This window comes from Sorangium sp. So ce185 (genome assembly GCF_051526825.1).
GTDB lineage: Bacteria > Myxococcota_A > Polyangia > Polyangiales > Polyangiaceae > Sorangium > Sorangium cellulosum_D.
Genome location: NZ_CP150316.1, coordinates 9,611,106 through 9,636,079, shown reverse-complemented (window position 1 = coordinate 9,636,079; position 24,974 = coordinate 9,611,106). Strand labels below are relative to the sequence as shown.

Annotated in this window: 20 protein-coding genes; 10 read left to right on the top strand and 10 right to left on the bottom strand. The window is 72.4% G+C overall.

Going from position 1 to position 24,974, the window contains the following annotated elements:
* Positions 1-75: 75 nt before the first annotated feature.
* Complete coding sequence (locus tag WMF26_RS35295; protein WP_437996305.1) at positions 76-2,361, bottom strand: alkaline phosphatase D family protein; 2,286 nt, start codon at positions 2,359-2,361, stop codon at positions 76-78.
* A gap of 247 nt (positions 2,362-2,608) precedes the next feature.
* Here WMF26_RS35295 and WMF26_RS35290 point away from each other — a divergent pair, with 247 nt between their 5' ends.
* From WMF26_RS35290 to WMF26_RS35280, 3 genes are all read left to right on the top strand, one after another.
* On the top strand, positions 2,609-4,042 hold the full coding sequence (locus WMF26_RS35290) for a DUF6986 family protein (RefSeq protein WP_437996304.1): 1,434 nt from the start codon (positions 2,609-2,611) through the stop codon (positions 4,040-4,042).
* 62 nt (positions 4,043-4,104) lie between these two features.
* Complete coding sequence (gene uraH, locus WMF26_RS35285; RefSeq protein WP_061624017.1) at positions 4,105-4,446, top strand: hydroxyisourate hydrolase; 342 nt, start codon at positions 4,105-4,107, stop codon at positions 4,444-4,446.
* Between the two features lie 239 nt (positions 4,447-4,685).
* Positions 4,686-5,924 carry a formylglycine-generating enzyme family protein gene (locus WMF26_RS35280; RefSeq protein ID WP_437996303.1) on the top strand — a complete coding sequence of 413 codons (1,239 nt, stop codon included), beginning with the start codon at positions 4,686-4,688 and terminating at the stop codon, positions 5,922-5,924.
* 269 nt (positions 5,925-6,193) lie between these two features.
* Here the strand turns inward: WMF26_RS35280 and WMF26_RS35275 are convergent, their stop codons facing one another.
* A complete protein-coding gene (locus tag WMF26_RS35275) occupies positions 6,194-6,874 on the bottom strand; it encodes a TetR/AcrR family transcriptional regulator (protein ID WP_437332664.1) in 681 nt (226 codons plus the stop codon).
* Positions 6,875-7,141: 267 nt separating this feature from the next.
* On the opposite strand from WMF26_RS35275, the gene WMF26_RS35270 reads away from it, so the two are divergent.
* Positions 7,142-7,579 (top strand): CHRD domain-containing protein, encoded by a 438-nt coding sequence (locus tag WMF26_RS35270; RefSeq protein ID WP_437996302.1) that lies wholly within the window; start codon positions 7,142-7,144, stop codon positions 7,577-7,579.
* Between the two features lie 95 nt (positions 7,580-7,674).
* Here the strand turns inward: WMF26_RS35270 and WMF26_RS35265 are convergent, their stop codons facing one another.
* Both WMF26_RS35265 and allB read right to left on the bottom strand, forming a co-directional pair.
* Entirely contained in the window at positions 7,675-9,228 is a 1,554-nt protein-coding gene (locus WMF26_RS35265) for an allantoicase (protein ID WP_437996301.1), read from the bottom strand.
* Positions 9,207-10,562 carry an allantoinase AllB gene (allB, locus tag WMF26_RS35260; RefSeq protein WP_437996300.1) on the bottom strand — a complete coding sequence of 452 codons (1,356 nt, stop codon included), beginning with the start codon at positions 10,560-10,562 and terminating at the stop codon, positions 9,207-9,209. Before allB ends, WMF26_RS35265 begins: the two co-directional genes overlap by 22 nt.
* Before the next feature lie 145 nt (positions 10,563-10,707).
* On the opposite strand from allB, the gene WMF26_RS35255 reads away from it, so the two are divergent.
* The 4 genes from WMF26_RS35255 (at position 10,708) to WMF26_RS35240 (ending at position 14,591) form a co-directional block, all read left to right on the top strand.
* Positions 10,708-11,529, top strand: coding sequence for a DUF3025 domain-containing protein (locus WMF26_RS35255; protein ID WP_437996299.1), 822 nt, complete (start codon positions 10,708-10,710; stop codon positions 11,527-11,529).
* Positions 11,530-11,722: 193 nt separating this feature from the next.
* Complete coding sequence (locus WMF26_RS35250) at positions 11,723-12,628, top strand: hypothetical protein (protein WP_437996298.1); 906 nt, start codon at positions 11,723-11,725, stop codon at positions 12,626-12,628.
* 281 nt (positions 12,629-12,909) lie between these two features.
* Complete coding sequence (locus WMF26_RS35245; protein WP_437996297.1) at positions 12,910-13,890, top strand: LysR family transcriptional regulator; 981 nt, start codon at positions 12,910-12,912, stop codon at positions 13,888-13,890.
* Positions 13,887-14,591: a glutathione S-transferase family protein gene (locus tag WMF26_RS35240; RefSeq protein ID WP_437996296.1), complete on the top strand. Its 705-nt coding sequence runs from the start codon at positions 13,887-13,889 to the stop codon at positions 14,589-14,591. Before WMF26_RS35245 ends, WMF26_RS35240 begins: the two co-directional genes overlap by 4 nt.
* 46 nt (positions 14,592-14,637) lie before the next feature.
* On the opposite strand, the gene WMF26_RS35235 is transcribed toward WMF26_RS35240, so the two are convergent.
* From WMF26_RS35235 to WMF26_RS35210, 6 genes are all read right to left on the bottom strand, one after another.
* Positions 14,638-15,444 (bottom strand): class I SAM-dependent methyltransferase, encoded by an 807-nt coding sequence (locus tag WMF26_RS35235; protein WP_437996295.1) that lies wholly within the window; start codon positions 15,442-15,444, stop codon positions 14,638-14,640.
* Entirely contained in the window at positions 15,441-16,205 is a 765-nt protein-coding gene (locus WMF26_RS35230) for a DUF2306 domain-containing protein (RefSeq protein WP_437996294.1), read from the bottom strand. The genes WMF26_RS35235 and WMF26_RS35230 overlap by 4 nt, the downstream gene beginning before the upstream one ends.
* A 98-nt stretch (positions 16,206-16,303) precedes the next feature.
* Positions 16,304-16,960 (bottom strand): response regulator, encoded by a 657-nt coding sequence (locus WMF26_RS35225; RefSeq protein WP_437996293.1) that lies wholly within the window; start codon positions 16,958-16,960, stop codon positions 16,304-16,306.
* Positions 16,957-18,114 carry a sensor histidine kinase gene (locus WMF26_RS35220; RefSeq protein ID WP_437996292.1) on the bottom strand — a complete coding sequence of 386 codons (1,158 nt, stop codon included), beginning with the start codon at positions 18,112-18,114 and terminating at the stop codon, positions 16,957-16,959. The genes WMF26_RS35225 and WMF26_RS35220 overlap by 4 nt, the downstream gene beginning before the upstream one ends.
* On the bottom strand, positions 18,111-21,854 hold the full coding sequence (gene metH / locus WMF26_RS35215) for a methionine synthase (protein ID WP_437996291.1): 3,744 nt from the start codon (positions 21,852-21,854) through the stop codon (positions 18,111-18,113). Before metH ends, WMF26_RS35220 begins: the two co-directional genes overlap by 4 nt.
* On the bottom strand, positions 21,851-22,918 hold the full coding sequence (locus WMF26_RS35210) for an ArsR/SmtB family transcription factor (RefSeq protein WP_437996290.1): 1,068 nt from the start codon (positions 22,916-22,918) through the stop codon (positions 21,851-21,853). Before WMF26_RS35210 ends, metH begins: the two co-directional genes overlap by 4 nt.
* A gap of 380 nt (positions 22,919-23,298) precedes the next feature.
* Between WMF26_RS35210 and erpA the strand changes: the two genes are divergently transcribed.
* On the top strand, positions 23,299-23,622 hold the full coding sequence (gene erpA, locus WMF26_RS35205) for an iron-sulfur cluster insertion protein ErpA (RefSeq protein ID WP_012238498.1): 324 nt from the start codon (positions 23,299-23,301) through the stop codon (positions 23,620-23,622).
* A 453-nt stretch (positions 23,623-24,075) separates the two neighbouring features.
* On the top strand, positions 24,076-24,927 hold the full coding sequence (locus WMF26_RS35200) for a sigma-70 family RNA polymerase sigma factor (RefSeq protein ID WP_012238497.1): 852 nt from the start codon (positions 24,076-24,078) through the stop codon (positions 24,925-24,927).
* Positions 24,928-24,974: the final 47 nt, after the last annotated feature.

Genomic DNA, 24,974 nt, shown 5'->3' with positions numbered 1-24,974 from the left:
TCGCTTCACGACGGCGCGGCCGGCCGCGCCGTCGTGAAGCGAGCCGCGGCCGGCGTGCCGGGGGGACGCCGCGGGTCAGCTGCCTTCGCTCGCCGTGGGCGGGCTCCACTCCTTCCAGGTGCCCTCTTTTTCCTCGTACAGCGTCGACCCGCCCGTCGTCTTGAACCGCGCGATCGTGATCTGGCCGTCGAGCGTCGCCGCGTCGGCCTCCTCGTACAGGGGCTTCGCGAGCGCGTCTGCGGGGAGCATGTGCATGCTCACGACGAACTCGTCGGCGTTCGCCTCGGCGATGCAGAACCCGTTGCTGCTGGCGTTGCTGAAGGCGAGGTAAGGATTGGTTGGGGCGGGGACGCCCTTCTCGACGAGGTAGTTGTCGATGTCGGCGGCGATGCTCTCCGCGCCCATGGCGTGCTTCAGCAGCGGATGGCTGGCGATCTGCCTCTGCAGCCGCGACTGGTACGTGGCCGACGAGATCGCGGCGCCGACGAACTCCACGATCTTCGCCGGCTCGGCGTCGGCGCGGTCCACCGCCGGCGTCCCTGCGAGGAAGGCGCCGAGATCGCCGGTGATCGCCACCACGTTGCCGGCCGTCGCGATCTCGCTGAGCAGCGCGTTCCGCTGCTCGCGGAAGCCGTCCCAGCCGTCGCAGCTCAGGTAGAAGCGCCGCTTGAGCGGGTCGTCCTCCCCGAACGAAGGCGTGAGATCGACGGCGAGCTGCGAGAGGCTGTATTCGTTGCCCCACACCTTCCACGTGCTCGTGGACTCCTTGATCGTGTCCTTGAACCAGGCCAGCTGCGCCTCCCCCATGACCATGGTGTCGCTCCCCGTGGACGGCTCGTACACGAACCGCGAGGTCGCATCGAAGGTCTCCTTGACCACGAAGTGGCGCGACCCGAACGCGCTGTAGAAATCGGGCTTCTCGAGCGTGAAGTCGACGTGCTTCCCGAGATCGACGTAGGCGATCCCGACGTCCATTCTAGCGAAATCCACTCTGGTGAGGAGGGGCAGCTGCTCTCCTGCTGACCGCTGCTCGTTCAGCTTCGCCACGATCGCGTTGACGAACGAGGCGCTGATGGAGCGGGGCGACTCGTCCTGCGCGAACCCGAGGCTCGGATCGAAGCCGAGCACGGGCGCGGCCTCCTCCAGCGCCGTCGCGTACAAGTCTTCGGCGTCGATCTCGTCGAAGTAGGGGCCCATGTGCTCGGGCTCGCTTCCGAGCCGAGCCACGAGCTCCGCCTGCTTCGCGATGACCTTCCCCGGGAAGCCGTCCTCCGGGATCAGGTGATCCGCGCGGTAGGTGCGGAGATCCGTCATCACGAGGTGGACGTGCTTTCCGAAGGTGAAGTCCCGGTAGATGGTGATGTCCTGGGGGTAATCGGCCGTCCTGTCGTAGCTGAAGTCGTCGCCCGCCGGGTAATCGACAGGCATGTACTCGAACCACGCCTGGTTTGCCGCCTTGCGCCGGTCCACGTCCGTCTCCGGCTGCCGGCCGTTGAAATAGGTCGCGGTCGCGCCGTGGCATTCGCTGGAGAACTCGTGATCGCCCCAGATGGCGATCATGGGAAACAGCTCGTGCACCCGCTGGAGCGCCCGGTCGGACCGGTACGTCTTGTAGAGCTCCCGGTAATTGCTCAGCGACCGGGCGGCGTGGTACGGGGCGGCCTCTGCCGGCTCGAAGGCGATCGCGCCGTTCACGTCGGAGAAGGTGACCTTGCGCTCCTCCGAAGGGGTCTGGATGCTCGGATCGCCGGTCGTCTCGTAGATGTAGTCCCCGAGGTGGACGACGAAGTCGAGCTGCTCTCTCGCCAGGGCCGCGTAGGCGTTGTAGTAGCGACCGACGTAGTCCTGACACGACACGAAGGCGAAGCGCACCGGCACGTCCGCGTCGGGCGTCGGCGCCGTCCGCGTCCGCCCGATACGCGAGCTGACACAGCCGTTCCCTGTCGTGTAGTAGAAGCGGTAATAGTAGGTCGTCCCGGGGTTCAGGCCGCTCACCTTGACCTTGACGCAGTGGTCGAAGTCCGCCCGGGCGACCACCGAGAGGCGCGTGCTGGTCGATCCCACGGCGGCCGCGCTGCTGGACGTCGGCGTGAGCGCCACGAGCTGCGTGAACGCCTCGTCGAGCGCGATGACGAGCGCCAGGTTGACATCCGCCGTCTGCTGGCTGTCGACGAGCCGGGTCCACAGCACGACGCTGTCGGGCCTCGGGTCTCCGGAGGCCACCGACTGGGGAAAGTACGCGTCGTCCTCGTGCGCGTCGCACGCGTCGGCCCCCCCCTCGTCCTCCGAGCAGGCCGTGGGCACGACCACCGCGCCGGCGGTTACCAGGGTGGCGCGAAGAAAGTCTCTGCGTCGCATCATCGATTGAAGCCCTCCAACGACGGATACACCCCGGGCGCTGCGCGCGCAACGGCGGCGCCGGGCCCGCCCTCGCGCCGCGCGCCCGAGCGCTCCTCGGGCTCGCTCGGGCGCCGCGGCCGCAGCATGGCGCCTCGTCGCGACGGGCGCGAGCGCGACTTGACGTGCCGAGTCAGGCGGCCTCTCGTGTGCGTCCCACCTGTCGCCTCACCTGTCACCCGACCCACCTCTCACCTATCGCGTGCACGCCATGCTCCAGACCAGCCTCTCCCCTGATGCGCTGCGCGGCGCCCTCGCGCGCCTCCGCAGCGACCACCCCGGGCTCGATGGCGCCGGCGCGCGTCAGCCGGTCCATACCGTCTACGGCGGCGCTCACCTGTTCAAGGCCGACACGGCCCGCAAGCTCGGGGCCGTGGCGCTCCGCGCCGTCGAGGAGCACGCGCCCGACTTCGCCGCCTTCGCGCGGGCGATCGGCCTGCCGGGGGCCGACGGGCTCCCGGGGGACGGCGCCGGGGCGCTCGCGCTCTCGGCCGCCATCGAGGCCGGCGGCGGCGCGGCGGCGGGCGTCTCCGGCCCGGCGCGGCTCGCGCACGCGGTGCACGCGCGCGTGCTCGACAAGCTCCGCCGCGAGCCCGTGGAAGATCTGCGCATCGACTTCGAGGACGGCTACGGCGTGCGCCCCGGGCACGAGGAGGACGCGCACGCCGCCGCCGCCGGCCGCGAGGTCGCCCTCGGCATGGCCGCGGGCGGCCTGCCGCCGTTCCTCGGGATCCGGATCAAGCCGCTCGGCGACGGGTGCGCCGAGCGGGCCCTGAGGACGCTCGATCTCTTCCTCTCCTCGCTCGTCGCCGCTTCGGGCGGCGCGCTCCCGCCCGGCTTCGTGGTGACGTTGCCGAAGGTGGCCGCGCCCGAGCAGGTCTCCGCGCTGGCGGACGCCCTCGACGCGCTCGAGGCCGCGCTGCGGGTGCCGGCCGGCTCGATCCGGATCGAGCTGATGGTCGAGACGCCGGCCTCGATCATCGGCCCGCGGGGCGAGATCGCGTTGCCCGGGCTGGTCGAGGCGGCCCGCGGGCGGTGCGTCGCGGCGCACTTCGGTGCGTACGACTACACGGCGAGCTGCGAGATCACGGCCGCCCACCAGCACCTCGCCCACCCCGCGTGCGACTTCGCGCGGCACGTGATGCAGGTCGCGCTGGCCGGCTCCGGGGTCTGGCTCTCCGACGGCGCGAGCAACATCCTGCCCGTCGCGCCGCACCGCGCGCGGCCCGGCGGGGCGCCGCTCTCGCCGCAGCAGGCGGAGGACAACCGCCGCGCGGTCGTCGGCGCCTGGCGGCTGAAGTACGAGCACGTCCGTCGCGCGCTCGCGAGCGGCTACTACCAGGGCTGGGATCTGCATCCGGCGGAGCTCCCCGTGCGCTACGCGGCCACCTACGCGTTCTTCCTGGAGGGCGTCGAGGCGACGGCCGCCCGGCTGCGGAGCTTCATCGAGCGGGCCGCCCAGGCGACCGTCGCCGGGACGGTGTTCGACGACGCCGCGACGGGGCAGGGGCTGCTGCGCTTCTTCCTGCGCGCGATCAGCGCGGGCGCGATGACCGAGGGCGAGGCGGCGGAGCGGACCGGCCTCACGCCCGACGAGCTCAGGGGGCGATCGTTCCCTGCCATCGTGGCGCGCCGGAGCGCGTGATATGGGGGGCTCGGAACGGACGGCGGCGCGCGAGGGCCCGAGCCAGAGCGAGAGGAGGATCGATGAGCGCGATCACGACGCACGTGCTGGACACGTCGCGGGGCCGCCCGGCGAGCGGCGTGCTGGTGGTGCTGGAGGTCGGTGACGGCGACGGCTACCGGGAGGTCGGCCGGGGCACGACTGACGACGACGGCCGGCAGCGGGGCCTGCTCCCGCCCGGCGAGCGCCCGGTCGAGGGCGCCTACCGGCTCACCTTCCACACCGGGGCCTATTATGCGGCGCTCGGGTCCGAGAGCTTCTACCCCACGGTCTCGGTGCTCTTCGAGATCCGGGACCCGGCGCAGCACCATCACGTCCCGCTGCTGCTCAGCCCTTACGGCTACACCACGTACCGCGGCAGCTGAGCGCGCGCCCGGTGCCTCGCGACGGATGCTCGGCCGCTCGAGCGCGGCGCGCTGGATCCGCGCGCGGATCGCCCTCGGCGCGCTCGAGGGGCCGCGGTGGCGACGGCCTGGCGCGGCGCGTGGCGGAGGGGCTCGTGATACGATGGACGCTGCCTGGCGTCGGGCCAGCGGGAGGGGGAACGGTGGGCTCTCTACGAACTCGCTCGGGTGAAGCACGGGGTCTCCTGCGCGGCGCTGGCTTGCTTTGGGTCGCGACGGCGGCGCTCTGGCCGGGGTGTACGCCGGAGGAGCGGCGCTTCGTCGAGCCGGGCGCCACGGGAGGCGATGGCGCCGCTTCCGGTGCAGCAGGTGGATCCGCGGTTGGGGGAGGCGGTGACGGCGGCGAGGCGGGTGGCGGCGGCGAGGCCGGCGGCGGCGGCGAGACCGGCGGCGGCGGCGAGGCCGGCGGCGGCGGCGGCGAGGGCGGGGGGGTTGGCGGCGAGGGCGGGGGGGTTGGCGGCGGTGGCGAGGCCGGCGGCGGGGGGAGCTCCGTGGCGTGCTCTCCGGCGGAGGCGCGGTGCGCCGGCGATCGCCTGGAGGTGTGCGACAGCGACGGGCAGTGGCGGCGTGCCGCCTGCGCCGGATGGTGCGGCGCGGGCGCGTGCGTCGTGCCGCGGAGCTGCGAGGCCGGCGGGGCCGGAGCGGGCGAGACCTGCGGTCCGGAGCGGAACCAGCCCTGCTGCGCGAGCCCGCGCGTTCCGGGCGGCAGGTACGACCGGAGCAACGACGCGGCCCATCCCGCGGAGGTGAGCGATCTTCGTCTGGACCGGTACGAGGTCACGGTCGGACGGTTCCGCAGGTTCGTGGAGGCATACCCCGAGAGCCGGCCCGACGGCGGCGAAGGAGCTCACCCGGCGATCCCGGGGAGCGGCTGGGACGACGGGTGGGGCGCTCGTTTGCCGGCGAGTCGGGCCGCGCTGAAGGAGGCGTTGAAGTGCAAGCCGGGATTGCACACGTGGACCGACGATGCGGGCGAGAACGAGGCCAAGCCGATCAGCTGCGTGAGCTGGTTCGTCGCGTTCGCGTTCTGCGCCTGGGATGGCGGGCGGCTCCCGACGGAGGCGGAGTGGAACTATGCGTCGGCCGGCGGGAGCGAGCAGCGGGAGTATCCGTGGGGCAACGCGTTTCCGAACGCGACGTACGCCGTCTACGACGTGACGGGCAGCGCGGCTGTCGGCTCGAAGTCACCGAGGGGCGATGGCCGGTGGGGGCAGGCCGACCTCGCGGGGAACCTGTGGGAGTGGACCCTGGATATCGACGGCCCCTACCTCGATCCGTGCCGCGATTGCGCGAAGGTCGAGGGCGGCGGTGCGCGGGTGATCCGCGGCGGCAGCTGGTGGCAGCCTGAAGCGGAGGACATCTCCACGCTCCTGCGGGAGAGCTGGGATCCGGCCGATCTCACGGACGCGCTCGGCGTCCGCTGCGCGAGGCGGCTGTAGCGCTGGCCGCGCTGCGCGAGGCGGCGCTGGCCAGCGCCGTGCGGCGCCGTCAGGGGGAGATGAGGTAGATGACCGTGAAGGCCACGGTGAGCGTCGCGGCCGCGAGCGCGATGAGCTTGGGCATGGTCCAGTCGTCTTCGATCTTCGGGTTCTCTGTGCTCATCGGGTGCCTCCGCCGTGCTCTCCGCGCGCGTCGCGCGCGCCCGTCTCCTGGCAGAACGCGGACTCGCCGTCAACCCTGACCCCCGGCCGCGGCGGGCCGGCCGCCCTCAGGCGGGCGCCTCCGCCGCGGCTTCGCCGGCGCCCTGTCCGCCCGCGTGCAGCATGGCCAGCCGCACCACCTCGGGCAGCAGATCGGCGAGCAGGTCGCGCAGCGACGCCCGGTCGAGCTCGTGCCGCTCGATCCAGTCGAGGCTCGTCGCCTCCACGAACCCGATCCACCCGCGGAGCGCCACCCGGAGCGCCGGAGGCCGCTCGGCCACCGGCGCATCGGCGAGCAGCTTGTCGAGGAACCGGCTGCGGGTCTCCTCGATGATCGCCAGCACCTCGGCGTCCGAGCCGATGCCGCCCCGGAAGACGGCCGCGTACGAGATCCCCTGTCGCTCGACGTAGGCCAGATAGGCGTCCAGCCCGGTGCGCAGCCGCTCCGGCACCGGCACGTCGTCGACGTCCAGCGACCGCTCGACGAGCTCGCGCGCCGCTTCACGCAGGACGGCAATGTAGAAATCGCGCTTGGTTGGAAAATAATGGTAGAGAAGCCCCTTCGAGATGCCTGCGGCCTGCGCCACCTCGTCGATCGACACGTCGTCGTAGGCTCGCTGGCTGAAGAGCTCGAGCCCCAGCGCGAGCAGCTGCGCGCGGCGTGCGTCGAGGTCGAGCCGCTGCCGGGGCGGCTTGCCCTCGCCGCGCCGGGACGTCGCGGCGCGGGACGGCTTTCGGGTCGAGATCATGAGTGGCGGACACTCTACGCTTCCGTCGATCCGGGTTCAATCTCGGCAGAAGCGGCGACTTGGGGCCATGCATTGGGCCGCTCCTGTCCGCGTTCGTCCTCGACTCGGCTCGCCGGGCGCGACGGTGGAGGGGCTATGTCCATCGCAGCCCTCCTTGCCCGCGGCGCCGCCGGGCGTGCGTCGTGCGACGCGCGCGCGGGCCGGCGTCGTCTTTGCTCTTCGTTGCGCCCTCGCATGGCGCATCCCTGGGATGTGCAGGAGGGAGACATGCCGCATCTCACGATGTCCGCTCTGGGCGCCGTCCTCCTGGCGGCGGCGCTCGCGCGCGCGGCGTTGCCTGAGCGCCCGATCCGGCCGCTCACGGCCGCGCTGACCGGGCAGGACGAAGCGCCCGGCCGCGGCGATCGGCGGGGGAGCGGCACGGCCCGGCTCACGCTCGATCTCGCCCAGGGCGAGGTCTGCTTCGACCTCACGGTCTCCGGCATCGCGCCCGCGATCGCGGCGCGCGTCCACGAGGGCTCTGCCGGCCATGCGGGCCGCGTCGTCCTCACGCTGATGCCGCCGACGGGCGGCAGCTCCACGGGCTGCGTCGGCGCGTCCCCCGACGACCTGAGCGCGCTGCTCGCCGCGCCGGAGCGGTATTACGTCGCCGTCCGCACCGCCGATTTCCCCGACGGCGCCTTACGAGGCCAGCTGTCGCGTTGACGCCCGACAGCCGGATAGACCGGTTTGCAGACAGGGCTCGTGCTGGCGCAAAAGCCTCCTGGCGCCCCCTCCTCGGCGGCCGTGCCCCCCGGGATCTACGCGCCCCACAGCAGCTTCTTCAGCCGTATCTCCGTGATCTTCCGCTGCTCCTCCGCGGCGATGTGCAGCTCCTCGTCCGGCGTGTGCTCGATCCGCTCGCGCAGCATCTCCAGCATCTCGTCCGCGCTCTTCCCGGTCGCGCAGACGATATAGATGAACCCGAACTTCTCGTCGTAAGCCCGGTTGTAGCGCGCGAGCGCCTCCCGCGTCTCCTCGGCGGCCGCGCTCATCCCCGCCTGCTCCTGGCTCGAGAACCGCCTCGCCGTCGCGCTCGCCTCCGCGGCCTCGGCCTGCGGCCTGGTCTCTCCGATGCGGGGGTGCGCGCGGAACGCCTCGAGCCAGTCCTCCGGGCCGAGCCGCGCGAACACCTGCGACGCCGTCGCGCAGAGCGCCTCCTCGTCGCGGAACGGCCGCGCCGCCGCCATCTGCGACGCCCACGAGGACGCCCCGCACGCCGCGCGGAGCTCCGCCTCCGCCTCCCGGTCCGTGAGCGCGTTGAGCCAGCGGAGCCGCTGCTCCGCCGCCCCGCTCCGGGTCGCCTTGCCGAAGATGCGGAGGCGGCTCACCCCGCCGTCAGGATAGATGTTCAGCCGCACGTGCGTGAACGGCCCCGCCGCGCGGAGCTCCTCCTCGAAGAGGTGCCGCGTGTGCGCCTGGAGCTTCGTCTGCGGCACGATCTCCCGGAAATCGCTCGCGCCGGCGAGCTCCTCCGGCGGGCGCCCCGCCGCGTCGATCCCCTCGATCATGCAGCTGTCGGGGTAATTGCCCTTGAAATGGTTCGTGTCGACCTCGATCCGGTGGATCTCGCCCTGGGCCGCGAGCGCCACGAGCGCCCAGTCGTACCCGGGCCCCCTCCGGCGGCGCGTCTCCCAGCCCTCTCCCATGTTCGCCGCCCGGCCGGGCATGATGAGGTTGTGGCGCACCCCGAAGAACATGTCGCTGCACGAGAGCACGCGGGCGCCGTTCTCCGCGGCCGCGAGATCGAGCTCCGCGCCCGCGCGGTCGAGCCGGCGAAGGTCGGGGACGGCATCGCCGTGCACGCGGAGGCGCGCCACCCCGCCGTCCGGATAGATGTTCAGGCGGAGGTGCGTGAACCGGAAAGGGCAGCTCACCGCGAACGCGTTCTGCGCGTCGCCCGCGAGCGGCGAGCGCGGCAGGATCTCGACCCAGTGGGTCCGCGGATTGAGCAGCTCCTCCACCCGCGCGTCGGGCCGCGCCGCGCACGCCTCGATCGAGCAGTGCTCGGGGTAGTTGCCCCGGAAGAACGCCGTGTCCACGACGACCCCGCGGATGATCCCGGGCAACCCCAGCCGCACGAGGCACCAGTCGAACCCGGGAGTCCGGCGCCGGCGCGTCTCCCAGCCATCCATCCACTTGCCGCGATCGGTGTACTCGTGCTCGAGGAACACCGGCTTCGACGCCTTGAGCAGGTTCTCCTTCGGCGCGAAGAACTCGTCGTTCGCCGAGATCACCGCGCCGCCCAGGCGCTCCGAGGCGAGATCGAGCGCCTCCGCGAACGCCGGCCCCGTCACCCCTCTCGCTTCAGCCATCGCCCTCTCGCCTCTCCGGAGAAGCTCCCGCGGTCGAACACCCTCTCGCCGCGGAGGTAGGTGGCCTGGACGACCCCGTGGAGCTCCTCCCCCGCGTACGGCGTCACCTTGTGCCGGTGCTGGATGAGCGGCGGCTCGACCCGGAAGCTCGCCTCCGGATCCCAGATCACGAGATCCGCGTCGAACCCGCGCCGGATCTCCCCCTTCTGGCGCAGCCCGGCGAGCCGCGCCGGCCCCCGGCACAGCCAGTCCGCGAGCCGCTCGAGCGGGATGCCCCGCTTCCGCGCGTCGGTCCACACGATCGACAGCCCGAGCTGCAGGCTCGAGATCCCGCCCCAGGCCGCGTCGAAGTCGCCGGCCTCGAGCCGCTTGAGCTCGGGCGTGCACGGGGAGTGATCGGAGACCACGAGATCGATGAGCCCGCCCTGCAGCGCGGCCCAGAGCTCCTCGCGGTTCTCGCGCTCCCGGATCGGCGGAGCGCACTTGAAGGGCGTCGCGCCGTCCGGGATCTCCTCGGCGGCGAAATGCAGGTAATGCGGCGTCGTCTCGGCGGACAGCGCGGAGCCGCCGTCGCGCGCCCGCCGCAGGATGTCGAGCGCCGTCGCCGACGAGAGGTGGACCACGTGCGCCGCCGCGCCGGTCGCCTGGCAGAGCGACGCGAGCAGGGCGATCGCCTCGTCCTCCGCCTCGCGCGGCCGCGAGCGCAGGTAGGCGGCGTACGTCCGCGGATCCAGGCCGGCGATCGCCGCGCGCGCGGCGTCGATCGGGCCGGGGAGCTCGGCGTGGACGAGCAGCGGCGCCCCCGTGCCGGCGAGCACCTCGAGCGCCGCCCGCAGATCCGCCTCGGCGACGTGGCCGAACTCCGCGACGCCGGAGTCGACCATGAAGCATTTGAAGCCGAGCGCGCCGGCCTCGAGCAGCGGGATCAGCTCTCCCGCGTTGCCCGGGACGGCGCCGCCCCAGAACCCCACGTCGACGAGGCAGCGGCCTGCGGCCGCGCGCGCCTTTTCCTCGAGGTGCGCGACCGTGGTCGTCGGCGGGATGCTGTTGAGGGGCATATCGACGAGCGACGTCACGCCGCCGGCGGCCGCGGCGCGCGTCGCCGTCTCGAACCCTTCCCACTCGGTGCGTCCGGGCTCGTTGATGTGCACGTGCGCGTCGACGAGGCCGGGCATCACCACCGCGCCTCGCACGTCCACGACCGGGCAGCCCTCCGGCACCTCGTCGTGCCCGGCGACGGCGGCGATCGTGCCGCCCTGGATGTGCACCGAGGCCGGCCGCACCGCGCCCCCGGTGACCACCCGCAACCCGCGAACGATGAGGTCCGGCGTCATCAGGGGCGCCAGGATATCACGGCGCCGGGCGGCCCGCCGGGGCGGCGCTCCGTCGCGGCTTTATCCCGCACGCGCCGTCGCGGCTTTATCCCGCGCGCGCCGTCGCGGCTTGAGCTCTCGCGGTCCTGCTCCTACGCTGCCCTGCGTGAGCGCCGACGGCCGAGCTGCGCCGCAACAGGGCGGCGCACCGGGGCCCAGCCCCGTCCCCTGGGAGCCGCTCTTCTACGAGAAGAGCCGTCTCTACTGGCCCATCCGTCCGTGGGCCGAGGCGTTCTCGGGGTGCGTCGACTGGCCGCCGGTCGAGGGCTATGGCCGCGCGCTCGGCGAGGGCTTCCCCGTCCGCTTCGTGGAGCAGCCGCCGAGGCCGCGGCGCCGCGGCCGGCGCGGTCCGCTCGACCCCTCGTCGCTCTACGACGCGCGCATCCACGTCGAGGGCCGCGTGCCCACGCGCCCGAGGAACTGGCACGACTTCCTCAACATGCTCGTGTGGGCCGCGTTCCCGCGCGCGAAGGCGGAGCTCCACGCGCGCCAGCACCGGGCGATCGCCGCGCGCCTCGACCCGTCCGCCGAGGCGCTCCCGCCGGCGCGCACGCGCGAGCTCGACGGGCTCGCGCTCCTCGACGAGGGCGGGCTCTTGCTGCTCCACGACGCGCGCCGGGCGCCCCTGCTCGAGGACGCCGCCGATCTCGGGCGCTGCGCCGACGAGGCGCGGGGCGCCGTGCGGCGGGGCGAGGCCGCGGCGCTCGTCTTCGGCCACGCGCTCTACGAGAGCCTCCTCCGGCCCGGTCCGACGGTCCACGCGCTCGTGCACCTCATCCCGTGCGGAGGCCCGCTGCCCGCGGCGCCGGGCGCGCTCGTCTCGCTGGCCGACGCGGGCCTCTGCGACGCGCTGCGATCGCCCGGCAGCTTCGCGCACCCCGAGCGCAGCGCGCGGCTCCCGGTCGACGAGCGCGTCCTGTGCGCGTGAGGAGCGCTCCGTCGCGCGACGTTCGCTGTCGCTCCAGGCGCCGTGCCGGAGAGGAGGTGTGTTCTCGAAGAACGAAAACGACGCCGGGAGCGGTTGACGCGTCGAACGATCGCTGCTTCAACTCCGCCTCATTACCGTGGAAGCTGAAATGACTTGGGCGCGAAGGTGTCTCTCGCGCGTCGCGCCGATCTTCATGGCAACTCTGAGCCTCGGGCTCGCGGCGGGCTGCGGAGGGGTGCACTCGTCGTACGTTCCGACCGCGGGGAGCCCGCGCGCCGTGCAGCCCAGGCCGACCGAGGATGTCGAGGTGTTCCTCAGCAGGCCCGAACGTCCTTTTCACGAGGTCGGGATGATCGAGGTCCAGCAGAGCGCCCTGAGCAGCGCCGGCGCGAACGCGCTCGTGAACGAGCTCCGCCGCGTCGCCGGGCAGCAGGGCTGTGAGGGGGTGCTGCTCTCCGGCGCGAACGACGGCGTCCTCGGCCACGGCTACAGAGCGCCCGGGAGCGTGCGGACCCTGAAGGGGTATCGCGGGACGTGCCTCGTGTTCAAGGACACCCAGCAGCACGCGCCGCCGCGCGGCGGCGGCGGCTTCCTGTTCGACACCGACGTCGCCGCGAGCGGCGAGGCGTGCGCCCGCGCCTCGCTGCAATGGGTCGCCGTCGAGCCCGGGCGCTTCACGTGCAGCGGCGTTCCGGAAGGCGTCGGCCTGCGCGCGACTGCCGCCCTCGGCTTCTGCGCAGATCGCCTCTGCAGCGTCGAGCTGCGGGCGGAGCCGAGCGGCAGCGGCGCTTCTGCGTGGCAGGCGGAGCTGCGCGAGCTCCGCGCGGCGCTCGTGGGCAAGTACGGTCGGCCTGCGAGCGAGGAGGGCGCCTACGCGCCCGACTGCGCCTCGGACCCCGACGCGTGCTCGAAGCCGGGTCGCTTTGCGCGCATCCTCCGGTGGGCGTGGGCGTCGGGGGAGCGGATCGAGCTCGTCTTGTCGGTCTCCCAGACGCCTCGCGGCGATCTCGCCTACCGCACCGGGGAGCTCCTCCTCTCGTACGAGAAGGGGGCCCCGCTCCCGCAGCCCGCCCCCGCGCCGAGCCGCACGGGGCTGTGATCGGCGCAGCGAGGCCGCCTTCCGGACCGGCGAGGTCCGCTGGATGAGCCTCCTTGGGCGCGCAGCGGAGCGCCAGGGGGGCGAGGACATGCAGCTCGGCCGCTCGACGGCAGCTCCCCGGCGAGCCGCCCAGAGCCGACGAGGCGCTGGAGGCGGGTAGCGCGCCAGCGCGCAGCAGGCTTGTGCATTTTTGCACAGCCGGCGCGCACATTTGCCGTCTCCCCGGTACGCTGCCGCGAGCGCATGCTCGCGCGCAGCGTGGCTGGGAGAGTCGCATCGTGATGAGCTGGGACGACCTGCGGTATCTCCTCGCCCTCTCCCGGGCGGGCTCCCTCGCCGGCGCCGGCCGCGCGCTCGGCGTCGATCACACGACCGTGGGCCGCCGGGTCGAGGCGCTCGAGGAGGCGCTCGGCGTGCGGCTCTTCGTGCGATCGCCCTCCGGATACGCGCTCACGAACGACGGCCTCGGCCTGATCCCCGACGTCGCGCGCGTCGAGGAGGCGATCCTCGCCATCGAGCGCGGGAGCCTCGGCCGCGACCAGCGCCTCACGGGCACCGTGCGGGTGACGGCCGCCGAGGCGTTCGGCAGCCGCTTCATCGCGCCCCGGCTCGGCGCGCTCCACGCGGCGCACCCGGGGATCTCGGTGGAGCTCGTGACCGCGATCCGCGCGCTCGATCTCTCCCGGCGGGAAGCGGACATCGCGGTCCGGTTCTTCCGCTCGACCGAGGGCGGCCTCGTGGTCCGGAAAGCGGGCGTCGTCGGCTGGGCGGTGTACGGCGCGCGCGCCTACGTCGAGCGCCGCGGCGCGCCCACCGCGGCCGATCTCCCGGCGCACGCGCGCATCGGCATCGAGGCGCCCGGCGCGATGCCGCCGGAGCACGTCTGGTTCGAGCGCATGGCCGCGGGCGGCCCGTGCGTCCTCCGGACCAACAGCACGGCGTGCATGCTCGGCGCCGCGCGCGCCGGGCTCGGCGTCGCGCTCCTGCCGTGCTTCATCGGCGACCACGAGCCGGACCTCGCGCGCATCCCCCTGCCGGACGAGCCCCGCCGCGCCGTCTGGCTCACCGTCCACCGCGACCTCCAGCACGCGCCCCGCGTCCGCGCCGTGCTGGACGCCCTCGCGCGCATGCTGACCGAGGAGCGCGCCGTCCTCTGCGGCGACTCTCCCCCTCCGCAGCCCTCGAGCGGCCCGGGCGGCGACCGGAGCCCCCGCGCCGCCGCGCCCCGCAAGGCCCGACGAAACAAGGAGACGAAACGATGAGCACCCCCGAGCTTCACCTCTACATCGGCAGCAAGAACCTCTCGTCCTGGTCGCTCAGGCCGTGGCTCGCCATGTCCCACGCTGGCGTCCCGTTCGAGGAGCACGTCATTCCGTACGAGCTCCCCGACTGGGTCGATCGGGTGGCGCAGCGCTCGCCGACGCGCAAGGTGCCCGCCCTGCGCCACGGCGAGCTCGTCGTGTGGGAGTCGCTCGCCATCTGCGAGTACGTGGCCGAGGCGTTCCCCGCAGCGCGGCTGTGGCCCGAGGGGCGCGAGGCCCGCGCGGTCGCGCGCGCGGTCAGCAGCGAGATGCACGCCGGCTTCGCCGACCTGCGCCGGGAGCTGCCGATGGACGTCGCGCGGCGGTACCCGCGGCGCGCGATCTCGGACGGCGCCGCCCGCGACATCGCGCGCGTCCTCGAGATCTTCCGCGACTGCCGCTCCCGGTTCGGCCAGGGCGGGCCGTTCCTGTTCGGCGCCTTCTCGATCGCCGACGCGATGTTCGCGCCCGTGGTGACGCGCCTGCTCTCGTACGACGTCGAGATCGACGAGGTCGCGCGGGCCTATGCGGGCACCATCACGTCGCTCCCGGCGATGGCGCGCTGGTCCGCGGCGGCCGCGGAGGAGGTCGAGCGAAACCCGCACCTCACGGCGCCGGCGGGCAGCTCGTACGCCAAGGCGGCCGGCGGCGCGGCGCCCTGAGCGGGCGTGAGGCTTGCCGGCTACGCGGACGACATCGTCGCCGCGCTCAGCGCCCCCGCCGCGCCGCGAGCGCGTAGACGAGCGGCAGGCGGCGCCCGAACTTCTTCATGCGGAGCTGCCCGGGCGGCCCTTCCTCCATGTCCGGGAAGATGTCGTAGGGCGACCAGTCGAGCTCCCGGAGCCGCTCCAGGGTGAGGCCTGCGTCGAGCAGCGCTGTCACCACCGATCCGATCCCGTGGTTGAAGCCGACCTCCCGGAGCTTCACGCTCGCGTCGCGGTCGGCGTAGGTGCCTGTCTGCTCCGTGATGATCGGCTCCCCGTTCCCGTCGTATGCGTAGGCGATGTGCTCGAACGCGTCGTCGAAGGTCCAGACGAGCGGGTGGAACTCGACGAGGTGCAGGACGCCCCCCGGCTTCAGGCACGCGGCGGCCGCGCGCGCCCACCGCGTCATGTCCGGGAGCCAGCCGAGGACGCCGTACGAGGTGAAGACGATATCGAACGTCTCGCCGCCGAGCGCCGCGGGCGCGTCGTAGGTATTGGCCTCCACGAACCGCGCGTCGATCGAGAGCTCCGCGGCGAGCGCGCGAGCAGCCTTGATGGCCTCGTCGGAGAGGTCCAGCCCGGTGACGCGCGCGCCGCGCCGCGCCCACGAGAGCGTGTCCTGTCCGAAGTGGCATTGCAGGTGGAGGAGCGTCTTTCCCCGGACGTCGCCGACCTGCTCGATCTCGATCGGCTTGAGGGAGCTCGCGCCGGCTCGGAAGGCGGCCAGATCGTAGAACTTGGACCCCAGGTGCACGGGGGTGCGCGCGTTCCAGGCGCGGCGGTTCGTGTCAAACCATTCGGCCTCGGTCATGCGCGCTGGTCTATCACGGCGCCCGCCGCGCCGCCTCGCGCCGCCGCGCTGCGGAGGATCCACTCGGCCACGGCGAGGTTGATCGCCCAGCCGGCCCCCATGGCGAGCGCCCTGCTCATCTCGTCGCGGATCCCGCCGAACAGCAGCCAGGGCACGTGGGTCAGCACCTGCGTGCCGGCCCCGAGGGCGAGCGCGTAGCCGCGCATCATCCAGGCGCGGTGCCCGGCGATGTCCCGGCGGCGGATGGCGGCGAAGCCGAGGCAGATGCACAGGGCCATCGCCGAGCCCACCGCCAGCCGGAGGGCATGGAGCAGCGGGCCGTCGTGATCGACCGGGGGGTAGCTCCAGGTCAGCCATAGACCCGAGAGCGCGGCGATGAGCCCGACGGGGACCAGCACCCGCCCAGCGCCTCGGTGCCATCCGGGGCTCCGGCGGCGCAGGCCGGAGGAGAACTGGAACGCGCCCAGGACGCACCAGACGCTGACGCTCACGATGTGCAGCGCCACGGGCACGGGATCCGCGAAGAACCGCGCGTTCTCCGGGGTGATCTCCGCGCCGCCGGCCAGCCCGATCAGGCGAACGGCGCCGGCGGCGACCGGGACCGCGCTGAGCGCGATCAGCAGCGCGGGGACGCGCCATGCTCCCTTCGCCGAGGGGGCCCTCGTGCTCGACCGCCCTCGTCTCCGGTCCTGAAGGCGCCGGCCGCTCGGCGGCGACAGGGAGGGTGAAGCATAGGACGCTGCAGCGCTCTCATCCATCATGCGCTCGAGCGTAACGACGGCCCCGGCCGCGAACATCGGCAGAGCGGCCAAATCGCAGCCGGCCGAGAGGCGGACCGGGAGGTCGTACTTTCGGCCGATCAGCTCTGGATGCGATGGGTCTCGTAGGCCCAGATGGCGATCTCGACCCGGTTGCGCGCGCCGAGCTTGGCCATGAGGCTGGCGATGTGGCTCTTGACGGTGCTGAGGCTGATGTGGAGCTCTTCGGCGATCTCGGCGTTGGTTCGCCCGCGGGCCACGGCGAGGAGGACCTCCTCTTCCCGGTCGGTGAGGGCCTCCCTCGGCTGCGCTCGCGGCAGCGGGCGCCGGGCGTCGGCGAACGCGCCGAGGAGCCGCGCGGTGATGCTGGGCGCGATCAAGGCGTCGCCGCTCGCGGCGGCGCGGACGGCCTGGGCGAGCAGGTCCGGACCGGCGTCCTTCAGCAGGAAGCCGCGGGCGCCGGCCTTGAGGGCGCCATACACGTAGTCGTCGTGGTCGAAGGTGGTGATCACGACGACCCCGATGGGCCGGTCGACGCCCGGGCCGGCGAGCCGTCGCGTGGCCTCGATGCCGTCGATGCCGGGCATGCGAATGTCGAGCAGGCACACGTCGGGGCGAAGCTCGAGCGCCAGCCGCACGGCCTGGTGGCCGTCGGCGGCGGCGCCCACGACCTCGATGCCGGGCTGGGCATTGAGGATCATGGTGAGCCCGGTGCGGACGATCTCTTGATCATCGGCGACGACGACTCGAATGCTCATAGGGCCGGTCCCCTTCGAGGCAGCACGGCGGTCACCGTCCAGCCGCGCTCCGGGCGCGGGCCCGCGTGGCAGGTGCCGCCGAGCAGCTCCGCTCGCTCGATCATGCCGAGGAGCCCGTAGCCCACCGAGGCGGGCTGGCGAGCGTTCGCGGGGGCGCCGTCGTCGCTGACGCGCAGGCTCACCGAGTCACGGTCTGCGGAGACGCCGACGTCGATCCGCGTCGCGTGCCGCGCGTGCCGCCGAGCGTTGGTGATCGACTCCTGCGCGAGGCGGTAGATGGCGGCTGACACCGACGGTGAGAGGTCGTCGAGGTCCCCGGAGAGCTCGACGTGGATCTCGGGGCCTTCGGCGGACCGGTGGGCCAGGCGATCGAGGTCTGCGATGCGCGGGCTCGGCGCGAGATCGGCGGACTCGTCTCGCCGCAGGAACCGGACCATCGCGCGCATCTCGGTGAGGGTGCGCGACGCCTCGGTCTCGATGACGCGGAGCGCGTCGATCGCGGCCTCGGGGTTCTTGGACGACGTGGCCAGCCCGGCCTGCGCGCGGATGGCGATGGCGGACACGTGATGGGCGACCGTATCGTGGAGATCGCGCGCGAGCTGCGCGCGCTCGCGCAGCTTCACCTGTTCGAGCTCGTGCGAGCGCGCGCGCGCCCGATAGCGGACCGCCGCGCCGAGCGCCATGGCCGAGAGCAGGACGGCGAAGGCCCCGATGACGTCGCTCGTCTTCGCCCGATCCGCGAGGAGGCCCAGCGACGCCGAGACCAGGAGGATGGGCGAGCCCATCATGACGTCGCGTCCAGCGCCCCACCGGAGCAGGGAGTAGGGGAGCAAGAGCAGGAAGGCCGCCGTGTGCAGCCTGGGGAGGTCGCCGCCGGTCGAGAGCCGGGTCAACGCCATGGCCGTGCTCGCGCCGAACGCGATCACGACCATCGACAGCGGCCTCGATCGCCGCCACAGCACCGTGGGCGTGAGGGCGAAGCCGACCAAGAGAGAGGCGGATGTCCACGAGCGATCCAGCCTCACGGCCAGCTCGACCAGCCCAGTCGCGACGAGCACGCCGAGCAGCGCCCAGTCTCCCTTGCCTACGCCGGGTGGATGAGGCGCTCTCGGCTCGGACCAGAGGAGGCGGGGCAGCTCGCGCAGAAGCCTCACGCGCTGTCCGCCGCCTTCGGGTCGTACCCCAGGTTCGGCGACAGCCACCGCTCGGCCTCCTCGAGCGTCATCCCCTTGCGCTTCGCGTAGTCCGCGACCTGATCCCTGCCGAGGCGCCCCACCATGAAATACCGCGCCTCGGGGTGCGCCAGGTAAATGCCGCTCACGCTCGCCGCCGGCGTCATCGCGCAGGTGTCGGTCAGCTCGATGCCGACCGAGGGCGCGTCGAGCAGCGTGAACAGCTTGCGCTTCTCGGTGTGCTCCGGGCACGCCGGATACCCGAACGCCGGCCGGATCCCCCGGTATTTCTCGGCGATGAGCTCCTCGTTGCTCAGCGCCTCTGCCGCGCCGTACCCCCAGTCCTTCCGCGCCCGCTCGTGGAGCAGCTCGGCGAACGCCTCCGCGAGCCGATCCGCGAGCGCCTTCGCGATGATCGCGCTGTAGTCGTCCTTGTCCTTCTCGTACGCGCGCACGACCTCATCGAGCCCGAGCCCCGCCGTCACCGCGAACGCGCCGACGTGATCGGCGAGCCCGCTCTCCCTCGGCGCCACGAAGTCGGCGAGCGACAGGTACGGCTTCACCCCGGCCACGGCCTTCTCGCCGTCCTCCTCGGCGCCGCCCGCGGCCTTCACCTGCTGCTGCCGGAGCATGTTGAACCGGACGAGCTCGCGCGAGCGCGCCTCGTCGCCGTAGAGCACGATGTCCCGCTGCTCGCCGCTCGCCGGCCAGAACCCGTAGACGCCCCGCGCTTGGATCAACCTGCCGTCGACGATCCGCTGCAGCACCTTCTGCGCGTGGTCGAACAGCTCGCGCGCCGCCTCGCCGTACTGCGGGTGCTCCAGGATCTGCGGGAACGGGCCCCTGAGCTCCCACGCCGTGAAGAAGAACGTCCAGTCGATGTACCGCGCGATCTCGGAGAGCGGGACGTCGTCCACCACGCGCCGCCCGGTGAACGACGGCGCCGCGATGTCCTCGGGCCGCCACGCGATCTTGAGCCGCCCCTCGTCCGCCGCGGCGAGCGTCACGAGCGGCTTCGCCCGCTTCCTCGCGAAGAGCTCGCGCAGCTTGGCCTGCTCCTGCCGGTTCTGCGCGTCGAACGTCTGCCGGTTCGTCTGGTCGAGCAGGCTCGACACCACGCCCACGGCCCGCGACGCGTCGAGCACGTGCACCACGGTCCCGCCGTACTCCGGCGCGATCTTCACCGCCGTGTGCTGCCGGCTCGTCGTCGCCCCGCCGATGAGCAGCGGCAGCCGGATGCCCCGCCGCTCCATCTCGCGCGCCACGCTGACCATCTCGTCGAGCGACGGCGTGATCAGCCCGCTCAGCCCGATCATGTCGGCCTTCTCGCTCAGCGCCGTCTCCAGGATCTTGTCCTGGGGCACCATCACGCCGAGGTCGATCACCTCGTAGTTGTTGCACCCGAGCACCACGCCCACGATGTTCTTGCCGATGTCGTGCACGTCGCCCTTCACGGTCGCCATCACGACCTTCCCCTGGGACGACGTCCCGCCCCCGGCGGCCTTCTCGGCCTCCATGAACGGCAGGAGGTACGCGACGGCCCGCTTCATCACGCGGGCGCTCTTCACCACCTGCGGGAGGAACATCTTCCCGGCGCCGAACAGCTCGCCGACGATCTTCATCCCGTCCATCAGCGGCCCCTCGATGATGGAGAGGGGCTTCGCGTACTTCTTCCGCGCCTCCTCCACGTCCGCCTCGATGAAGTCGACGAGCCCCTTCACGAGCGCGTGCGACAGCCGCTCCTCGACCGGGCCCTCGCGCCAGGCGAGGTCGAGCTCCTTCTTCTTGCCCTTGCCCTTCACCTGCTCGGCGAACTCGACGAGCCGCTCGGTCGCGTCCGGGCGCCGGTTGAAGATGACGTCCTCCACCCGCTCGAGCAGGTCCTTCGGGATGTCCTCGTAGACCGCGAGCTGCCCCGCGTTCACGATGCCCATGTCCATGCCCGCCCGGATGGCGTGGTACAGGAAGGCCGAGTGCATCGCCTCGCGGACGACGTTGTTCCCGCGGAACGAGAACGACAGGTTCGACACGCCGCCGCTGACGCGCGCCCCCGGGCAGGTCGCCTTGATGATCCGCGTCGCCTCGATGAAGTTCTTGGCGAACTCGTTGTGCTCCTCGATGCCGGTCGCGATCGCGAGGATGTTCGGGTCGAAGATGATGTCCTGCGGATCGAAGCCGGCCTCCTCGGTGAGCAGCCTGTACGCGCGCTGGCAGATCGCGACCTTCCGCTCCACCGTCTCGGCCTGGCCGACCTCGTCGAAGGCCATCACCACGACCCCCGCCCCGTAGCGGCGGATGGTGCGCGCCTTCCTGAGGAAGTCCTCCGGCCCCTCCTTGAGGCTGATCGAGTTGACGATCCCCTTGCCCTGGATGCACTTGAGCCCCGCCTCGATGACCGACCACTTCGAGCTGTCGATCATGATCGGGATGCGGGCGATCTCGGGCTCGGTGGCGATGAGGTTCAGGAACGTCGTCATCGCCTGCTCGGAGTCGAGCATGCCCTCGTCCATGTTGACGTCGAGGATGTTCGCCCCGCCGCGCACCTGGTCGAGCGCCACCTCCAGCGCGGTCGTGAAGTCGCCCTTCTTGATGAGCTCCATGAACCGGGCCGAGCCGGTCACGTTGGTCCGCTCGCCGATCATCAGGAAGTTCGTGTCGGGCCGGATGACGAGCGTCTCCAGGCCGCTGAAGCGCCCGAAGCCGTCGCGCTCCGTGGGCAGGGGCCGCGGCCTCCGCTCCGAGACCGCCCGGACGATCGCGCGGATGTGGTCCGGCGTCGTCCCGCAGCAGCCGCCGACGATGTTCACGAGCCCGCTCTGCGCGAACTCCGCGAGCAGCCGCGACGTCGTCTCCGGCTGCTCGTCGTACTCGCCGAACGCGTTGGGCAGGCCCGCGTTCGGGTAGCAGCTCACCCGCGCCCGGGCGAGCTTCGCGAGATCCACGAGGTAGGGCCGCATGTCGCTCGCGCCGAGGGCGCAGTTGAGGCCGACGCTGAGCGGCCTCGCGTGCTCCACGCTGGTCCAGAACGCGTCGATCGTCTGGCCGGCGAGCGTCCTGCCGCTCCGGTCGGTGATCGTCACGCTGAGCATGATCGGCAGGCGCCGCCCCTTCTCGGCGAAGACCTCCTCCATCGCGACGAGGCACGCCTTCATGTTCAGCGTGTCGAGGAACGTCTCCGCGAGCAGCACGTCGGCCCCCCCGTCGACGAGCCCGCGCACCTGCTCGGCGAACGCGCGCCGCAGCTCGTCGAAGGTGACGGCGCGGAACGACGGGTCGTTCACGCTCGGCGAGATCGACAGCGTCTTCGGCGTCGGCCCCATCGAGCCCGCGACGAAGCGCGGCTTGTCGGGCGTGCGCGCCGTCCACGCGTCGGCCGCCTTCCGGGCGATCTGGGCCGCGGTGAGGTTGATCTCGTAGGCGAGCGACTCGAGCCGGTAGTCCGCCTGGGCGATCGAGGTGCCCGTGAAGGTGTTCGTCTCGATGATGTCGGCGCCGGCGTCGAGGTACGCGCCGTGGATCTCCGCGATGACGTCCGGCCGCGTCAGCACGAGGAGGTCGCTGTTGCCCTTGAGGTCGATCGCGTGGTCGCGGAAGCGCTCGCCGCGGTAGTCGGCCTCGCCCAGGCGGTAGCGCTGGATCATCGTGCCCATCGCGCCGTCGAGGCACAGGATCCGGCTGTCGAGGATCTCTTCGAGGCGCGCGGGGCGTTCGCTTCCGTTCATGGCTCTGCTCTTCTCCTGGGCTTCTTTACCGTGGGTGCTGCGGCCGCGGCGCAGCCGTCCTGTTGAGAGGGTCGCGCGGCCCGGGGACCTGCGCCCTCGCCCTCGCGGGCCGGCGGGGCGGCCTCGGCCGCGCCCTCCTTGCGGGCGTGGATCGAGATCGCCTCGAAGTGAGGGGGGCGCTTCTCGCGCGAGGTCACGTCGCAGGCGTCCACGGCGAGGCCCGCGGCCTCGAGCATCGCCCGGAGCTCGCGCGGCTCGAAGCCGAAACGCACGTGGCTGTACGTGACGGCCGCGATCTCGTGCCGGTGCGTCTTCAGCGTCACCCCCGCGAGCGCGCCGCCCGGCCGGAGCACGCGGGCCGCCTCGGCGATGGCGCGGGCGGGCGACCGGGCGAAGGTCAGGCAGTTCATCAGCATCACCTGATCGAACGACGCCTCCTCGAACGGCAGCTCGTGCATGTCGCCGCGCGCGAAGCGGACGTTGCCGAGGCGCGCGAGGCGCAGCCGGGCGGCCTCGATCACGGTCTCGCTCGCGTCGAGGCAGGTCATCGTGCGGCACCGCGGCGCGACGAGCTCGGCCAGCGCGCCGTCGCCGGAGGCGATGTCGAGCACGTCACCGAGGGACATCAGGCCGAGCAGCCCGCGCAGCGACGCCTCCCAGGTCCGCCCCGGCGAGTAGTGCCGCTCCATGCGCCCGGCCACCGAGTCGGCCCAGCTCGCCCCTCCGGCGCGCGCCCGCACGACCTCGCGGACGCGCTCGCGATCCTGCTCGATCAGCGGATCTTCCGTGGTCGCCTCGAGCAGGGCCCAGACCCGCCGCGCCTCCTCGGGCATGGCGCCGTGGCTCATCGCGTAGAAGGACGACGCCCCGTCGCGCCGGTCCTTGACCAGGCCGGCCTCCCGCAGCTTGCCGAGGTGCGTGGAGACCCGGGACTGCGCGAGCTGCGTGACGTCGGTGATCTCGGCGACGCTCAGCTCCTCGCGGCCGAGCAGCGCGAGCAGGCGGACGCGGGTCGGGTCGCTGAGGAGCCGGAGGAGCTCGGTGGTGGCCGTGAGGTCGGGCAACGCGTATCTCTCAATCCGGATGAACGGATGATAGCGTGGCGGGCCGGCGGGCGGGCGTCAAGCCTCGCCTGTGCGGGCGAGGGCAGCGGCCCTCAGCTGCGGCCCCCCGGCTGCGGCCTCACCGGGGAAAAGGGCGGGATCCCCTGCGCGAACGGCGGCGCTCCCTGGACGACCGGGCGGTCAGGTGGAAGGCGTACCCCGTTCCGGTTGAGGCACTGGCGGACATCGCTGGAGGTGCGTATCTTTGGCTAGCCCTGAGCACCCCACCCCAGGGCACGGCCGGCCGGGCGCACGCGCGGTTCGCCCTCCATCGGGGCGAGCGCCCCCTCGGGCAGGACATGCCGTCCCCCGCCGGACAAAGCACGCAGAGGAGATTCAGGATGATCACGATCACGCAGAAGGCAGCCGAGAAGGTGATGGAGATCGCGACCGCGGAGGAGCTGCTGGGGCAGGGGCTGCGATTGCGCGTCGTGGGCGGCGGATGCGCCGGCTTCTCCTATGACCTGTACTTCGAGGACAAGCCGACCGAGTTCGACGAGGAGTTCGAGGACCGCGGAATCAAGCTCTACATCGACCCGCTCAGCTTCCAGTACCTCGACGGGACCGAGATCGACTACGTGGAAGGCCTTCACGGCTCGGGCTTCAAGTTCAGCAACCCGTCGGTCAAGAGCACCTGCGGTTGCGGCTCCTCGTTCTCCGTCTGATCCCGCGGCTCCGGTTCCCTCGAACCGAACGCGCTCGCGCCTCCTCCTGAACCTCGCTTCCGTCCTGGCTCGCTCCGCCCGTCGGCGGAGCGGCCGACGTGAGATGCACACGGGCGCCGTGCGCGCGTACGCCCGGAGCATCGAGACCTTCCCGGCTCTCTAGCGGCTCCTTTTTGCCTCAGCGCTCGCGCGGGCGAGCCTGAGCCGCGTGCGCCATGGCTTCGCAGCCACGGTGTACAAGCTGCCCGCCCGGGGCGGCATGCCAGCTGCATCGCAGCCTGGGTGGGCTGCTCTCTTCGGAATCTCGAACCAACCGCTTCGGCGGCAAGTGCCGGCGAGGCGATCAACGCGATCGAGGTCCGGCTTCGGCCGGCCTCGGCCGCAGGAGCCGAGGTCCGGCGTCGGCCGGCCTCAACAACCGAACCGGGGTCTTCGGACCTCGAAGGAAACCCTGTGCAAACGTCCCGAGATCAGGCCAGCGCAGTTTCGCGCTACATCACGCATGTTCGGCAGATCCCGGAGCTGTCGCGCGAGGAAGAAGTCGAGCTCGCTCGACGGTGGAGGGACCACGGCGACGAGCAGGCCGCGGCCGCGCTCGCGCTCGCGAACCTGAGGCATGTTGTCTCGATCGCGATCAGCTACCGGCGGTACGGGATCCCGCTCGCCGACCTCATCGCCGAGGGGAACTTCGGGATCGTCCACGCGATCCGCAAGTACGACCCTGACCGCGGAAATCGCTTCGTGACCTACGCGGCCTACTGGATCCGGGCGTACATCCTGAACCACGTCATCCACTCCTGGAGCCTGGTCGGCGTGGGCTCGGGCCCGCTGCGCTCGAAGATGTTCTTCCGGCTGCGGCGGGAGCGGGCGCGCATCGCGGGCCTGGTGGGCGAGGGGGAGGAGGGCGATCGGCTCCTGGCCGAGAAGTTCGGCGCGCCCGCGGAGAAGGTGCTGGAGATGGCGCACCGGCTGGAGGCCCGGGACGTGTCGCTCGACACGAAGGTCTTCGAGGACGGCGCCCGGTCGCTGGTCGACACCCTGCCGGCGGACGACCAGGACCAGGAGGAGCGCTTCTCCCGCGCCGAGGAGGGGGCGCTGCTCCGCGAGCGGCTGACGCAGGCCGTGGAGAACCTCGACCCGCGCGAGCGGTACATCGTCGAGACCCGGATGATGGCCGACCCGGAGGAGGAGCTGTCGCTCGCCGAGATCGGGCGCCGCCTCGGGGTGTCGCGCGAGCGGGCTCGGCAGCTCGAGGCGCGCGCGAAGAAGAAGCTGCGCGACCGCCTGCAGCCGCTGGCGGCGTAGCGCCTTGCCACAGGTGAGCGGCGGGCGATCACAAAAGCACGGAGCCC

Excerpts from the sequence above, each read along its gene's own strand:
- erpA (WP_012238498.1), top strand. The coding sequence starts at position 23,299 with ATGATCACGATCACGCAGAAGGCAGCCGAGAAGGTGATGGAGATCGCG.
- WMF26_RS35290 (WP_437996304.1), top strand. The coding sequence starts at position 2,609 with ATGCTCCAGACCAGCCTCTCCCCTGATGCGCTGCGCGGCGCCCTCGCG.
- WMF26_RS35225 (WP_437996293.1), bottom strand. The coding sequence starts at position 16,960 with ATGAGCATTCGAGTCGTCGTCGCCGATGATCAAGAGATCGTCCGCACC.
- WMF26_RS35250 (WP_437996298.1), top strand. The coding sequence starts at position 11,723 with ATGGCAACTCTGAGCCTCGGGCTCGCGGCGGGCTGCGGAGGGGTGCAC.
- WMF26_RS35240 (WP_437996296.1), top strand. The coding sequence starts at position 13,887 with ATGAGCACCCCCGAGCTTCACCTCTACATCGGCAGCAAGAACCTCTCG.
- WMF26_RS35270 (WP_437996302.1), top strand. The coding sequence starts at position 7,142 with ATGCCGCATCTCACGATGTCCGCTCTGGGCGCCGTCCTCCTGGCGGCG.
- WMF26_RS35295 (WP_437996305.1), bottom strand. The coding sequence starts at position 2,361 with ATGATGCGACGCAGAGACTTTCTTCGCGCCACCCTGGTAACCGCCGGC.
- uraH (WP_061624017.1), top strand. The coding sequence starts at position 4,105 with ATGAGCGCGATCACGACGCACGTGCTGGACACGTCGCGGGGCCGCCCG.
- allB (WP_437996300.1), bottom strand. The coding sequence starts at position 10,562 with ATGACGCCGGACCTCATCGTTCGCGGGTTGCGGGTGGTCACCGGGGGC.
- WMF26_RS35265 (WP_437996301.1), bottom strand. The coding sequence starts at position 9,228 with ATGGCTGAAGCGAGAGGGGTGACGGGGCCGGCGTTCGCGGAGGCGCTC.
- metH (WP_437996291.1), bottom strand. The coding sequence starts at position 21,854 with ATGAACGGAAGCGAACGCCCCGCGCGCCTCGAAGAGATCCTCGACAGC.
- WMF26_RS35275 (WP_437332664.1), bottom strand. The coding sequence starts at position 6,874 with ATGATCTCGACCCGAAAGCCGTCCCGCGCCGCGACGTCCCGGCGCGGC.
- WMF26_RS35245 (WP_437996297.1), top strand. The coding sequence starts at position 12,910 with ATGAGCTGGGACGACCTGCGGTATCTCCTCGCCCTCTCCCGGGCGGGC.
- WMF26_RS35230 (WP_437996294.1), bottom strand. The coding sequence starts at position 16,205 with ATGATGGATGAGAGCGCTGCAGCGTCCTATGCTTCACCCTCCCTGTCG.
- WMF26_RS35235 (WP_437996295.1), bottom strand. The coding sequence starts at position 15,444 with ATGACCGAGGCCGAATGGTTTGACACGAACCGCCGCGCCTGGAACGCG.